A 14,311-nucleotide genomic window follows, 5' to 3' on the forward strand; every position below is an offset into this window, starting at 1 on the left:
TGCGCCAGAGGACGCAATCAAGGCGCTCACACCTGCCTCCCAAAGAGACGATGACGCAACCAAGAAGGGCTGGCAGGCCGAACGTCCCCCTTCGGCCCCGCGCTCTGGACGACCCGATACCGGGGATAACGCGTTGCCAGCGATACTAACAATGGCGCAATCCAGCACCTGGAACATAGGCGGAGCCCGCACAGCGGCGTCAGAAAAATCTGACGCTGGCGGTTGTAGGGCAAACCTGACCTGCCCCATCTATAGCGAGCAGAACGGATGATCCGTCGAGGCGCGGGCGCCGGCATCCACAACCAGCGCCGATCGACGGGACACGTCGATCAGCGCGATTGTGCGGCGCCTACTCTTGCGGCGCGGCCGTGATGACCAGAGCGCCATCGACGACGGCGATCTGCGGCTTGCTGCCCGGCACGAATCCCAGTGCGGCCAGCCATTGACCGCTCAGGCGCAAGGTGGGAATTTCCTGGCTCTGCCAGCGGCCGTCCACCAGCACGTCGTGGCAGGTGGCGCCAATGGTGCACTGCGCGGGTTGGCGCGGACGCGACGCGCGCTTGGGCGGCCGTTCGTCGTCCGTCGGAACGGGATGGAACAGCGTGGTGCGCGCCATGTCGCCGAGCGAGAGCCCCAGCATCGGCGAGGTGGTGGCGTGCGCCGCCTCCGGCGCTACTGGCTTGCGGGTACGGCGTGGAGCTTGGGTACTTTTGGGTGCGGTTGCTTTGCGGGACATAGACGACTTCTCCTGAGTTGAAAGAAGTCCGCCCACTGCTGCCAAGCAGGGTGGCGGACGGTACGGGTTGGCAGACCGGACTCAGGGACCGGCAGGCCTTGCGGCCTCCACGTACCGCCCGCCATGAAGCATGCGAGCTATCGCCCACGATAACGCCGGGCAACAAAAAAGCGCCGGGCATCGAAGATGGGCGCTGGTGCGCCTGAGTGATCGGGCTGCCAAGCCCGGCTGCGTGATTTAACGCAACGATTCAATCGTGCTCTTTGACAAAGCCAGCGTCAACTAGCTTTGTAGACAAGAATGCAAACTATTCATCGATAAAATTTCTGAGCCAGGCATTCCACCTACGTATTCTAAAAATCTAACACTGATCCAGCACGCCCCTTTCCTTTGATCTGGCACACCCCTTAACGTCGGCCGCTCCTTGGATCAACCCTCCTCTTTTCACGCTTTGGAGGAAGCCTTTTACCAATTGGGGAGTCTTTCTGCACTTTCAATAAATAGTCCCGATACGCGGGATTGACTTCCCAATACGCACCCTGCATTTCATTCCAGCGATTGGAAGAAGCGAATTCCGCATTACTCTCCTCTTGAATATGCGCATATCCACCCGGCCTACTCTCATCCCTAACTCTCGCGTTCAAAAATCCAGATTGGTAAAGAAGGCGCCAAAGCGAGAAGACGTGATCATTATTTGATGACCTAAGAACCTGCCCCTCCAAGATGACTTGTTTATTATTTAAAATAGAAGTAATGAATCGCTTAGCCTTATCTGCCGTAAATGTAAAACTATCCTCATCGAATTCGGCCCACGCAAAATCTCTAAGGACCTCTTTCAACTTTTGACACTCAACCCCGAATTCCACTTGCAAATCATCGATTCGCTCTTCAGAATAGCGTTCAATTATTTTCGATGCATCAATAGAATTGATTTTTGATTTATCCTCTTTTCGCCGCCTTCTAGCCTGCTCCGCCAGTAGCGCTACCATTTGAATCGAATCTCTAGGCCGCTTGCGAGACCGCCCGACGATAAAGTCCATCCAAGTGCGTCGCTCCACAGAAGTCGGAATCACCACGTCTTTTTCTGCAAAGAATATGCTTTCAGCCGGAGGAGCTTTCGGACCACGCGCATTTTCTGCAGCCGCCTTGAATCGTTCTATCAATATAGTCCGAACGTCATCAACACCTGGCGAAAGCTCATATATTGAATTCCTAAAATGATCCACTTGATCACGATGCGCAGTCCCTTCTGATGCGAGGCGACGCCAGACCTCTGACCGTAATACAATTATTGCAACTATGTTTGGGCATTCTTCCTGGATCGAGCGGCACGCCAAGATCAACGCCCATATTCTATCTAGCTCCGCAGCACCGCCACCACGTGCAATTTGATCAGTATCGTCCAGGGCAATCAACATGGTTGTGCCAGAGACTTGAAGCAGACGCGCCACAGCCGCCTTGAAACGCGCTTTATTCGCATGCGCAACACCAGTGTCACTTGGTAAATCCAGACTAAACATTGCTGCAATTGGATTTAAAAGTCCTCGCAATTTTTGAACAAAATCCGGTCGTTTTGTGCCCTCTCTCTGAGCTTCAGCGTCTAGAAGTGCCAACTCCGGATCAAGTATTCCATTTGCAAGCTCGCCAACTTTGGCGGCAATTGCTTTAATCAAGAGTCCTTCAGCAGCAGCCGTTAGCTCTCCAAGTGACGCATTGGAGTCAGCGCCGAGTGGAATATCTTTTGGCTTAAGCAATAGCGCCGGCTTGCTTTCAATCGTCCATTTCTTTACGAGCTCACGAACCAAGGCTGACTTCCCCGTCCCCTTCTTTCCAATAAGAAGGCGGGGAGTCCCGCTTTTAAGGTTAGAGATGTAATCAAAATCTTCTGGGGCAACAAATATTGAAGACAAGAACGACGCCTCACTTTCTGCAGTTCCTTCTGCAAAAAGAGACTGAAGCTGATCTAGATCACCTATTTTTAGTTCTTCCATATATCTCAACCATGTGATTTTCGCCAAAAATTAGATGCCTTTGAATCCATAGTGTCACTAGTGAATCTATAGTTCCATTGGAAACCAACTAGAGATACCTGCTCACCCGCACTTCGAATACCCACAATTCAAACAAGTAGCACACCCATCCATGATGACCAAGGCCTTGGTGTTGCACTTGTGGCACATCGTGGCCGATGGCGGGAAGCTAGCGCCGTCGCCGGTGACGGCGATGTCTTCTTCGTGGTCGGCGGTGGAGTCGCTCGAAACCGTACCCTCATCCGCCCTTCGGGCACCTTCTCCCGTAGGAGAAGGAACAGCCGGCTTCATTTCATTGTTTTTTTTTGAGCGCTCTTCGTACTGCTTGCGCTTTTCGTTGATCAGCGCGCGCTGGTGGTCGCTCATCTCCGGGTCGTGCAGCAGGCCGATGGACTTCATGTGCTCTTCGACGATGTAGCCCAGTTCGGCCACCAGCGAGGGCATGTACACGCCGCCGGCCTTGAAGTAGCCGCCCTTGGGGTCGAACACGGCCTTCATTTCGTCGACCAGGAAGGTGACGTCGCCGCCCTTGCGGAACACGGCGGACATGATGCGGGTCAGCGCCACGATCCACTGGAAGTGTTCCATGGACTTGGAGTTGACGAAGATTTCGAACGGGCGGCGCAGTTCGTGCTCGGTGCCGGCGTTGAGCACGATGTCGTTGAGGGTCACGTACATGGCGTGTTCCACCAACGGCGATTTGATCTTGTAGGTGCTGCCGATCAGCACGTCCGGGCGCTCGATGCGCTCGTGCATGTGGATGATGTTGTCCACCGGCACGTCGGCCTGGGCGGTGGCGCGGTCGATCGACGCGGCGGGCACCGGTGGCGCCGCGTCGCGCGCCTTGTCTTCGGCGGTGACGACGGCGTAGCCCTTGATTTTCTTGTCGATCTTGACGGCCATGATGCGTTCCTGATGTGCGTGTCGTGTTGGGGCGCGCGTCCCTCGCCCTGCCCCTCTCCCGCGCACGGGAGAGAGGGTGCAGCTGGGACGGCTTACTTCCTGGCGCGGGTGGCCGCGGCCTGCTTGCCGGCGCTCTTGCGCACGGCGGTCTTCTTCACCGCGGCGCTCTTCTTGGCGACCTTGGCGGTGCTCTGCTTGACGGCCTTGGCGACCTTTTTCACTGCCTTCTTGGCGACGGCCTTCCTGGCGCCGACGCTTTTCTTGACCGCGCTCTTCTTGGCGGTCACAGCCTTCTTGGCGGCGACCGTCTTGACCGCCTTCTTCGGTGCGGCCTTCTTGGCCGGCGCCTTCTTCACTGCGGCTTTCTTAGCGGCGGCTTTCTTGGCCGGGGCCTTCTTCACTGCCGCCTTCTTGGCGGTCTTCTTGGTGGCCTTCTTCAGCGCGGCGGCTTCGGACTGGGCGCTGACCTTGGCCGCTTCCAGTTTCTTGCGCGCGTTGGCGACGGTCTTCTTCACCGACTTGCCGGCCTTCTCCGCGCGCTTGGCCACGGCCTTTTCGGCCTTCTTGACCACCTTGCGGGTCTTGGCGACCTGGTCCTGCACGCGCTTTTGCACGTTCTCGGCGGTCTGCTTGACGCTGGCGACGGCGTCGCTGGCGGTGGCGGCGATCGCGTCGCCCATGTGGCTGGCGGTCTCTTTCACGTTTTCGGCGACTTGCGTCAGCGTCGCCGTCACACCATTACCGTTGCTCATAAAAAACCCTCCTCAGGGTGTCAGTGTTTATGTACGCGGGCGATGCTATACCGATTGAAGCAAAGCGTGGAGCCGGATGTGGCGACAAATGACAGGCGCTAGGCGAACGTTGGGAAGCACGGCGTGCCGCGTTCGCCGGTTTCCCGCCGCCGCCGTGTTCCCCCCGCCGCTGCGGAGGGCGCAACACGTGGCCTTCAGAACTTGCCGTAATACCCTTCTTTTAGGGCATCGAACAGGTTGGCGGCGCTGTGCATTTCGCCGTCGTATTCGATCTGCTCGTTGCCCTTCACGTCCACCACGCTGCCGTCTTCCAGTTCGAAGCGGTAGGTGGTGTTCTCCAGGTCCGCTTCCTTGACCAGCACGCCCTGGAAGGCGGCCGGGTTGAAGCGGAACGTGGTGCAGCCCTTCAAGCCCTGCTGGTGGGCGTAGCGGTAGATGTCCTTGAACTGCGCGTAGGGGTAGTCAGTGGGGACGTTGGCGGTCTTGGAGATGGAGCTGTCCACCCACTTCTGCGCGGCGGCCTGCACGTCCACGTGTTCCTTGGGGTGGATGTCGTCGGCGGAGATGAAGTAGTCGGGCAGCTGCGCGTCGGCAGCCTCGGAATACGGCATCGCCTTGGGGTTGACCAGGTGGCGGTAGGCCAGCAGTTCGAAGGAGAACACGTCCACCTTCTCCTTGGACTTCTTGCCTTCGCGGATCACGTTGCGGCTGTAGTGGTGGGCGAAGCTGGGCTCGATGCCGTTGGAGGCGTTGTTGGCCAGGCTCAGCGAGATGGTGCCGGTGGGGGCGATGGAGCTGTGGTGGGTGAAGCGCGCGCCCACTTCGGCCAGTGCGTCCACCAGTTCCGGTGCCACGTCGGCGATGCGCTGCATGTAGCGGCTGTACCTGGCGTGCAGCCGCCTGCCTTCGATCTGCTGGCCCACGCGCCAGCCGTCCTTGGCCATTTCCGGGCGCTGGCGCAGCATCGCGGCGGTGACCTCGAAGGTTTCCTGCATGATCGGCGCCGGACCTTTTTCCTTGGCCAGGGTCAGCGCGGTTTCCCAGCCGGCCACGGCCATCTCGCGGGCGATGGCTTCGGTGAATGCGCAGGAGGCGGCGCTGCCGTACTTCATCTGCAGCATGGTCATGGTCGAGCCCAGGCCCAGGAAGCCCATGCCGTGGCGGCGCTTGCGCAGGATCTCGTCGCGCTGCTGCTGCAGCGGCAGGCCGTTGACCTCGACCACGTTGTCGAGCATGCGGGTGAACACGCGCACCACGTCCTTGTAGTCCTCCCAATCGAAGCGCGCCTGCGCGGTGAACGGGTCGCGCACGAAGTGGGTGAGGTTGATCGAGCCGAGCAGGCAGGCGCCGTAAGGAGGAAGTGGTTGCTCGCCACAAGGATTCGTAGCGCGGATGTTCTCGCACCACCAGGTGTTGTTCATCTCGTTGACGCGGTCGATCAGGATGAAACCCGGCTCGGCGTAGTCGTAGGTGGAGACCATGATCATGTCCCACAGGTGGCGGGCGCGGATCTGCCCGTACACCTTGCATGCGACCAGGCCGTCGTCGCGCACGATGTAGTTGCTGTGGGTGGGCCAGTCGCGCCAGACCACGTCGGTGGCGCTGGTCAGGTCGATGTCGGCCTCTTCGTTGCGGTTCACCGGGAACACCAGCGGCCAGTCGGCGTCGGCCTCCACCGCCTGCATGAAGCCGTCGGTGATCAGCAGCGACAGGTTGAACTGGCGCAGGCGCCCGTCTTCGCGCTTGGCGCGGATGAAGTCCTTCACGTCCGGGTGCGCCACGTCGAAGGTGCCCATCTGCGCGCCACGGCGGCCGCCGGCCGAGGACACGGTGAAGCACATCTTGTCGAAGATATCCATGAACGACATCGGCCCGGAGGTGTAGGCGCCGGCGCCGGCCACGAACGCGCCGCGCGGGCGCAGCGTGCTGAATTCGTAGCCGATGCCGCAGCCGGCCTTGAGGGTCAGGCCGGCTTCGTGGACCTTCTCCAGGATGCCGTCCATCGAGTCGGTGACGGTGCCCGACACGGTGCAGTTGATGGTGCTGGTGGCCGGCTTGTGTTCCAGCGCGCCGGCATTGGAGGTGATGCGCCCGGCCGGGATCGCGCCGCGGCGCAGCGCCCAGGCGAAGCGCTCGAACCAGTAGGCGCGCTTTTCCTCGGTGGCCTCGGCATCGGCCAGCGCGCGCGCCACGCGCTGGTAGGTGCCGTCGATGTCGGCATCCAGCGGCTCGCCCTGCTTGGTCTTCAGGCGGTACTTCTTGTCCCAGATATCCTGCGACGCCGGCTGCATCGGGATGGGGTTCTGCTTGGACTCGGTCTGGACGACATCCAGGCGCACCGTGCTCATTCTTTTCTGTTCTCCTGGAACCTGTCCCGATGGGGCGGATACGGGTGGCCGTCCGCCGAGTCGCTTATTTGTAGGCGGTTTGCGCTGCGCGAAGACGACAGCCGCGGCAGCGCGCACGGCGCCGCCCTTCGGCCGAATGGGAATGCGTAAGGCGTTCGATCGCCCGTCTCACGTTCACGCCATGCGTCACTGCGTGCGCCCCCTGGAGCGTGGACACCAGCAAAAACCCCAGTAGTTGGGTTGCTTTGACGTTTTACCGCTACATCTAGTGGCAAAACCCTGTGCCCACGCTAACCCTGGGCAGGCCTGCTGTCAACGCCGAAACGGGGGCGTACGGCGGCGCCGTACGCCATCGCCGATTTCGCCCGGGGCCGGGCTTTCACTGCCGGTTAAACGCCGCGCGTTCATCTTGATTTATGCGCCCCGGCGCCCATCTGCCTTGCGTCTCCCGCCGCGTCATCCGGAAACCCGACCCATGCGACCGCTGCCCACGCTGCTGACCCTGACCGCCGCCGCTGCCTTCGGCGGTTTCGCCGCCACCGCGATCAACGCGCACCTGGACAACCGCGCCGAGGCGGCGCCCGCGCCGCTGGCGCAGACCGTGGCCGGCAGCGCCGCCTTGCCGGCCTCGGTGGCCGGCCAGCCGCTGCCGTCGCTGGCGCCGATGCTGCAGCAGACCATGCCGGCGGTGGTCAGCATCAACACCAAGCAGGTGGTACGGGTGCGCAATCCCTACTTCAACGACCCGTTCTTCCGCCGCCTGTTCCCGGACATCCCGCAGGAGCGGATCAACGAGTCGCTGGGGTCGGGCGTGATCATCGACGCCAAGAACGGCTATGTGCTGACCAACCACCACGTGGTGGAGAACGCCGACGACGTGCAGGTGACCCTGGCCGACGGGCGCAGCTTCAAGGCCGAGTTCATGGGCTCGGACGCGGACACCGACGTGGCGCTGATCCGGATCAAGGCCGACAAGCTCACCGAGATCCGCCTGGGCGACAGCAGCAAGCTGCGCGTGGGCGATTTCGTGGTGGCGATCGGCAACCCGTTCGGCTTCACCCAGACGGTGACTTCGGGCATCGTCTCGGCGATGGGCCGCAACGGCATCCGCGGCCTGGGCTACCAGAACTTCATCCAGACCGACGCCTCGATCAACCCGGGCAATTCCGGCGGCGCGCTGGTGGACCTGCACGGCGAGCTGGTCGGCATCAACACCGCCAGCTTCAACCCGCAGGGCAGCATGGCCGGCAATATCGGCCTGGGCCTGGCGATTCCGTCGAACCTGGCGCGGGCGGTGGTCGAGCAGTTGCTGAAGAACAACGGGGTGATGATCCGCGGCACCTTCGGCGTCGAGACCCAGAACCTGACTGCGCAGATGGCGCAGGGCCTGGGCCTGGACGCACCGCGCGGCGCGCTGGTGACGCGGGTGCTGAGCGGTTCGGCGGCGGCCGGCGCGGGGCTGCAGCCCGGCGACGTGGTGGTCGGCGCCAACGGCGAGCGCCTGGACAGCGCCGAGGCGTTGCACAACTACGAAGGCCTGCAGCCGGTGGGCAGCACGGTGACGCTGGACGTGCGCCGCGACGGCAAGCCGCTGCAGATCAAGGCCACGCTGAAGGAGCAGCCGCGCGCGGTGAGCGGCGAATCGCTGGACCCGCGGCTGGGCGGCGCCAGCTTCACCGACCTGCCCGAGTCGCTGCGCCAGTCCGGCATCAGCGGGGTGCTGGTCGGCAGCGTGGCGCGCGGCAGCCGTGCGGCGCGCAACGGCCTGGCCAACGGGGACATCGTGATGGCCGCCTCCACCGGCGAATTCGCCGACCTGGCCAGCTTCCGCGCCAACTTCGCGCGCAAGCCGGCGCAGCTGGTGCTGCGCGTGGTGCGGGGCGGGGCGCAGGCGGATTTGTTGATGCAATGAGGTGGGGCGGCGCGGCACCGATGGATGGCGCGGCCGGTCAGGCTTGCGGCGTCGTTCTGTCGCGGCTGAAGCCGCTCCTACAGGAAGCAAATGAATGCCGGTCGGCCAGGAGGCACACGCGCAGCGCCAACCTAACAAGCTCTACACCGCGTCGATGCTATTTATTTCGATCGCGATCCGCGAACCGCCTGCAGCGCGCAGGTCTGCCCCCACCCCCGTCAGGAGATACGCGATGAATGCCAGCCCCACCAATACCGAAAACCTCAAGGACAACCTCAGCGAAGCCAGTTCGCACCTGAAGTCGGCCGCCAGCTACGCCGGCGAAGCGATCAAGGGCGCCGCCGGCGCGGCAGGCGACGAGCTGAAGCTGGGCAAGGCCAACGTCAAGGCCGAGCTGTCCGACAGCGCGCTGTCCGGCCTGGCCGCTGCCGAGTTCGGCGGTGCCGCGGCGAAGGAGCAGGTCGATGTGCTGCTGGACAAGGGCCGCGACCTGATCGACAGCGCTGCCGAGCTGATCCGCGAGCGCCCGCTGGCCTCGTTCGGCGTGGCCTTCGCCACCGGCTGGATCATCGCCAAGCTGGCGCGCAGCAGCGACAAGTAAGCCACGTGAGCGACGAGCAGGTCCGCGACGGCGCCGCAGCGCCCGACCCGGCGGCGGCCGAGCGGCCGTCGCTGGAAACCTCGTTCCGCGAATTCGGCACGGCCGGCCGCGAGGGCCTGAACGCGACGCTGGAAGCCGGCCGCGCCCTGCGCAAGCTGGTGGTGGCGGACCTGGCGCTGGCGCGCGCGGCGATGGCCCGCGCGCTGGTGTGGTTGACCGTCTCGGTGGCATTCGGCGCTTCGGCGTGGATACTGCTGATGGGCGCGTTGATCGCGGTGCTGCAGCGGCTGGGCTGGTCGTGGCTGGCGTCGATCTCGGCGACCGCCGCGTTCAGCCTGGTGGTCACCGCCCTGGGCGCCTGGCAGGCGCTGCGCTATTTCGAGATGAGCAAGCTCGACGCCACCCGCCGCCAGTTGGCGAAGCTGGGGATCGGCGGCGAGGACGATGACAACGCCGATGGCCATGCCGCCACGGCAGCCGAGAACGGCCGATGAAACTCGATCAACTGCAGCACCGCATCGCACGCGCCGAAACGGTGCTGGAAGGCCGCCAGCAGCAGATGCAGACGCAATGGACCACGTTGCAACGGGTCTGGCGCGAAGGCTGGACGCCGCTGCGCATCGTCGCAGTGGGGCTGGGCGCCGGCTTCCTGGCCGGACGCGCGGAACCGGCGGCGGCGATCGGCAAGATCGGCGGGGCGCGCTGGCTGCAGATGCTCAGCGCGGTCTCCAGCCTGCTGACCGCGACCCAGGCCAAGCAAGCGTCCGACCAGGCCGAACGTGCGACGGATACCGCGCAGGGCGCGGTGGACGCCGCCGAGGCCCCGGCGGCTGCCGGCGTACCCGGACCGCACCACGCGCCGGCCGCCGCAGCGTTCGACCCGGCGCCGCAGGTAGCGCCGCGCGCGGCCGAAGCGGCCACCGACATGCCCGAACGCTGAGTTGCGCTGCATTCGCCACGCGGCCTTCATACCGCGCAGGCCAGGATCGGCCTACACTCCGCTTCCCCTTTTTTGCGCCGAACGGTGCGTGTCCGCAGGACCCGCGCCGGGGCCACCGTACGCAGCGCAGGTCCGATGAGCACTCTCTCCGAATCCGTGGCCGACGCCGGCGACGTGGCACCCCCACCCGAAGACGCCCTCCCGCCACCGCCCGCGCCACGCCCGCGCGGACCGATGTCGCTGGTGGTGCTGGCGACGCTGGCGGTGGGCTACACCCTGTGGGCGGCGCAGGAGGTGATCCTGCCGATCCTGCTGGCCGCGTTCTTCGCCCTGGTCGGTAACCCGATCCTGCGCGGGCTGCGGCAGCTGTATGTGCCGCGCTTCCTCGGCGCGCTGCTGGTGCTGCTGTCGGGCATGGCGGTGGCGACCACGCTGGCGATGCAGCTGGCCGGGCCGGCCGCCGAATGGGTGCAGCAGGCGCCCGGGCAGATGCGCCACATCGCCAGCCAGGTGCGCGACCTGACCAAGCCGATGCAGCAGGCCAACCAGGCGGCGGAGAATTTCGCGCGCGCCGCCGGCGGCGACAACGGCCGCCGCGTGAAGGTGATCCGCACCCAGCTGGACGATCCGTACAAGGCCCTGGTGCGCACCCCGCGGCTGGCCGCCTCGGCGCTGGCGGTGGTGCTGCTGACGTTCTTCTTCATGGTGTTCGGCGAGAACCTGCAGCGGCATGCGATCGCACTGCTGCCCAATCGCCAGCAGCAGAAATTCACCACCGACATCCTGCGTTCGATCGAGCGCGAGGTGTCGCGTTACGTGCTGACCATCAGTGTCATCAACACCCTGGTCGGGCTGATCTTGGCCGGCATCCTGGTGCTGCTGAAGATCCCGCTGCAGGAAGCGCTGCTGTGGGGCACGGTGGTGGCGCTGCTGAACTTCGCCCCGTACGTGGGGCCGTTGATTGGCGCGATCCTGATGCTGCTGATGGGTTTCGTCGAGTTCCGCGATCCGCTGAGCGCGGCGCTGCCGGCGATCCTGTACCTGGCGCTGCACATGCTCGAAGGCCAGGTGGTGACGCCGATCGTACTCGGCCGGCGCATGGCGATCTCGCCGCTGATGCTGATCCTGGCGCTGATGCTGTTCGGCTGGCTGTGGGGCATGATCGGGCTGCTGCTGGCGGTGCCGCTGCTGGTGTGTATCAAGATGGTGCTGGCGCGGGTGGAAGGCATGCAGCGCTGGGCCAGGTTGCTGGAATGAGGCCGGGACTCGGGAACGCGGTCGGCGCGACGCACGTGTCTACCTGGGGCGACGGTCGCTGCGGCGGGCTCGCGTAAAATAATGCGAGTGACTTTCTTACCTTCCTTCCCCGTTCGCGCGATCACGCTGGACCTGGACGACACGCTGTGGCCGTTCGCGCCGATCGGCGCGCGCATCGAACAGGTGCTGCACGACTGGCTGCTGCGGCACAGTCCGCGTACCGCCGAGCGCTTCCCGATCGCGGCGATGCAGCAGTTGCGCGATGAGGTGTTCGCCGCGCATCCGCATCTGGTCCACGACCTGAGCGAGATGCGGCGCCTGACCCTGCGCCGCGCGCTGCGCGACAGCGGCGCCGACGAGGCGCTGGTGGAGCCGGCATTCGCGGTGTTCTATGCCGCGCGCAACCAGGTGGAGTGCTATCCGGACAGCATCCCGGCATTGCAGCGGATCGCCGCGCGGGTGCCGGTGGTGGCACTCAGCAACGGCAACGCCGACCTGGCCATGATCGGCCTGGCGCCGCATTTCGCGTTCCAGCTCAGCGCGCGCGAACACGGCGCGGCCAAGCCTGACCCGGGCATCTTCCACGCCGCCTGCGCACGCCTTGGCCTGCCCTGCGCGCAGGTGCTGCACGTCGGCGACCACATCGAGATCGACGTGCTCGGCGCGATGCAGGCCGGGCTGCGCGGTTGCTGGATCAACCGCGACGCGCAGGCCTGGCATCCGCCCACCCCGCCGGACCTGCACTTCGCCACCCTCACCGGCCTGGCCGACTGGCTGGACGCCACCCAGCCGGGCATTGGCACGCGCGCATGAGCGCTGCCCGCTGCCGCCTCTTCGTCCTGGCCGCGCGTCGCGCCGGCCGCGCCCGACCCACGAGGACCCGCTGATGTCCCTGCCTTCCGGCTTCACCGATGCCGCCCCCCGCGCGCTGCCGCTGCATGTGCTGGACCGCGAACGCCTGGCCGAATGGCGCGCCGCGCAGGCGCCTGCCTGGGTGGCGTGGCTGGATGCGCAACAGTTCGTGGCCGCCCCCGGCACGGCGTTGTTGCTGCCCGGCGCGGACGGCGTGGCCGCGGCGGTGCTGGGCATCGGCGACCGCGGCGATGCCTATGCCTACGCGCACGCACCGCTGGCGCTGCCGGCCGGCAGCAGTTGGCAACTGGCCAGCGTGCTGAGCGAGGAGGAGCAGGCCGCCCTGCACCTGGGCTGGGGCCTGGGCAGCTACCGCTTTACCCGCTACAAGCAGCCCACGCGCTTGCCGGCGCAGCTGCTGGCCACGCCGAGCGCGGAAGTGCGCGACCAGCTGGAGGCCTGCCTGCGCGTGCGCGACTGGGTCAATACGCCGGCCGAGGACATGGGGCCGGAACAGCTGGAGGCCGCTGCGCGCGCGATCGCCGAGGCGCACGGCGCGCAGTGCGAAAGCATCGTCGGCGAGGACCTGCTGAGCCGCAATTTCCCGGCGATCCACACGGTTGGCCGCGCCTCGCACCGCGCGCCGCGGCTGATCGTGCTGCGCTGGGGCGAGGACGCGCACCCGCACGTGGCGCTGGTCGGCAAGGGCGTGTGCTTCGACACCGGCGGCCTGGACCTGAAGCCGGCCGAGGGCATGCGCCACATGAAGAAGGACATGGGCGGCGCGGCGCATGCGCTGGCGCTGGCCGGGCTGGTGATGGCGCAGCGGCTGCCGCTGCGGCTGACTGTGCTGCTGGCGGCGGTGGAGAACGCGGTCGGCGCGGACGCGTTCCGCCCCGGCGACGTCATCGCCACCCGCCAAGGCATCAGCGTGGAGATCGACAACACCGACGCCGAGGGCCGGCTGGTGCTGTGCGACGCGCTGGCCTACGCCAGCGAGCAGGCGCCGGACGCGATCCTGGATTTCGCCACGCTGACCGGCGCGGCGCGGGTCGCGCTGGGTCCGGACCTGCCGGCGCTGTTTTGCAACGACGATGCGCTGGCGCAGGCCTGGCTCGCCGCCGGCGAACGCAGCCGCGACCCACTCTGGCGCATGCCGCTGTGGCGCCCGTATCTACGCTACCTGACCAGCCCGATCGCCGACCTGGCCAATGCCGGTTCGCGCATGGCCGGCGCGGTGACCGCGGCGCTGTACCTGGAGCGCTTCGTACCGGCGCGGCAGCCATGGGCGCACCTGGACGTGTACGCCTGGAACGACAGCGACCGCCCCGGCCGTCCCGCCGGCGGCGAAGCGCTGGCGCTGCGCTCGGCCTACGCGATGCTGAAGGCACGCTACGGCAGGTAAGGTTTGAAACGCGGCTGAGCGCACAAGCCTCACTGCATGCAGGAGCGGCTTCAGCCGCGGCAGACAACCTAAACCGCCAGGGTGGCTGACTTCGGTCGGCGCGGCTGAAGCCGCTCCACAGGGGCTTGCGGCATGTCGGCCCGGGGCACTGCGGGAGGGACTTCAGTCCCGACGCTTTTTCCCTGACCGCAGGCGCATCGCGGCGCCCCACATGCGCTGCGTTGCGGCCGGCCTCAGCCCTGCCCGCGTAGCAGCGGGAGGATCTGGCGCATGCGGGTCTGCGTGGCCGGGCCGACCAGGGCCAAGGCGGTGTCGCCTTCGGACCAGTATTGCGCCAGCAGGCGGCCGCCGCGGCGCGCGCCATTGCCGAGGCGGGCGCTGCGTGGACGCAGCAGGCCGTGCGCGCGCCCATCGTGCACGGCGCCTGGGTCGGCCGGGGCATCAGCGCACGCAGGGATTCGTCGTCGAGGTCGCGCATGGCCGGCGTCGGATGGGCTGCGTTGTGGTGGCAATCACGGCTAGGACGCATGGCGCGGCGGATTATTCGCTCGCTGCGCACACATCCTGCGTCAGCA

The 14,311-nt window shown here is 65.5% G+C and carries 12 protein-coding genes and 1 pseudogene; 7 read left to right on the forward strand and 6 right to left on the reverse strand.

The features are described from left to right. Window positions 1–349 precede the first annotated feature (349 nt). From E4A48_RS15970 to E4A48_RS15990, 5 genes are all read right to left on the reverse strand, one after another. Window positions 350–736: a SymE family type I addiction module toxin gene (locus E4A48_RS15970; protein ID WP_142742770.1), complete on the reverse strand. Its 387-nt coding sequence runs from the start codon at window positions 734–736 to the stop codon at window positions 350–352. Between the two features lie 407 nt (window positions 737–1,143). After that, window positions 1,144–2,727: a P-loop ATPase, Sll1717 family gene (locus tag E4A48_RS15975; RefSeq protein ID WP_142742771.1), complete on the reverse strand. Its 1,584-nt coding sequence runs from the start codon at window positions 2,725–2,727 to the stop codon at window positions 1,144–1,146. A 102-nt stretch (window positions 2,728–2,829) separates the two neighbouring features. Further along, entirely contained in the window at window positions 2,830–3,669 is an 840-nt protein-coding gene (locus E4A48_RS15980; protein ID WP_142742772.1) for a TSCPD domain-containing protein, read from the reverse strand. A gap of 92 nt (window positions 3,670–3,761) precedes the next feature. Next, entirely contained in the window at window positions 3,762–4,421 is a 660-nt protein-coding gene (locus tag E4A48_RS15985) for a hypothetical protein (protein WP_039008316.1), read from the reverse strand. A 194-nt stretch (window positions 4,422–4,615) separates the two neighbouring features. Next, window positions 4,616–6,769, reverse strand: coding sequence for an adenosylcobalamin-dependent ribonucleoside-diphosphate reductase (locus tag E4A48_RS15990; RefSeq protein WP_142742773.1), 2,154 nt, complete (start codon window positions 6,767–6,769; stop codon window positions 4,616–4,618). Window positions 6,770–7,244: 475 nt separating this feature from the next. On the opposite strand from E4A48_RS15990, the gene E4A48_RS15995 reads away from it, so the two are divergent. From E4A48_RS15995 to E4A48_RS16025, 7 genes are all read left to right on the forward strand, one after another. Next, window positions 7,245–8,681 carry a Do family serine endopeptidase gene (locus E4A48_RS15995; RefSeq protein ID WP_142742774.1) on the forward strand — a complete coding sequence of 479 codons (1,437 nt, stop codon included), beginning with the start codon at window positions 7,245–7,247 and terminating at the stop codon, window positions 8,679–8,681. Between the two features lie 232 nt (window positions 8,682–8,913). Then, on the forward strand, window positions 8,914–9,282 hold the full coding sequence (locus E4A48_RS16000; RefSeq protein ID WP_003470737.1) for a hypothetical protein: 369 nt from the start codon (window positions 8,914–8,916) through the stop codon (window positions 9,280–9,282). A gap of 5 nt (window positions 9,283–9,287) precedes the next feature. Next, window positions 9,288–9,776: a hypothetical protein gene (locus E4A48_RS16005; RefSeq protein WP_039008322.1), complete on the forward strand. Its 489-nt coding sequence runs from the start codon at window positions 9,288–9,290 to the stop codon at window positions 9,774–9,776. Then, complete coding sequence (locus tag E4A48_RS16010; protein ID WP_142742775.1) at window positions 9,773–10,222, forward strand: hypothetical protein; 450 nt, start codon at window positions 9,773–9,775, stop codon at window positions 10,220–10,222. Before E4A48_RS16005 ends, E4A48_RS16010 begins: the two co-directional genes overlap by 4 nt. 135 nt (window positions 10,223–10,357) lie before the next feature. Beyond that, window positions 10,358–11,479: an AI-2E family transporter gene (locus tag E4A48_RS16015; RefSeq protein WP_039008325.1), complete on the forward strand. Its 1,122-nt coding sequence runs from the start codon at window positions 10,358–10,360 to the stop codon at window positions 11,477–11,479. An 81-nt stretch (window positions 11,480–11,560) separates the two neighbouring features. Continuing rightward, entirely contained in the window at window positions 11,561–12,292 is a 732-nt protein-coding gene (locus E4A48_RS16020; protein ID WP_058196290.1) for an HAD family hydrolase, read from the forward strand. Between the two features lie 73 nt (window positions 12,293–12,365). Then, a complete protein-coding gene (locus E4A48_RS16025) occupies window positions 12,366–13,736 on the forward strand; it encodes a leucyl aminopeptidase family protein (RefSeq protein ID WP_058196289.1) in 1,371 nt (456 codons plus the stop codon). A 233-nt stretch (window positions 13,737–13,969) separates the two neighbouring features. On the opposite strand, the pseudogene E4A48_RS16030 reads toward E4A48_RS16025, so the two are convergent. Then, a pseudogene (locus E4A48_RS16030) lies at window positions 13,970–14,128 on the reverse strand (anti-sigma factor); the annotation flags it as partial. Between the last annotated feature and the right edge of the window lie 183 nt (window positions 14,129–14,311).

Origin of the sequence: Xanthomonas translucens pv. cerealis, from assembly GCF_006838285.1 — a bacterium.
GTDB classification, from domain to species: domain Bacteria; phylum Pseudomonadota; class Gammaproteobacteria; order Xanthomonadales; family Xanthomonadaceae; genus Xanthomonas_A; species Xanthomonas_A cerealis.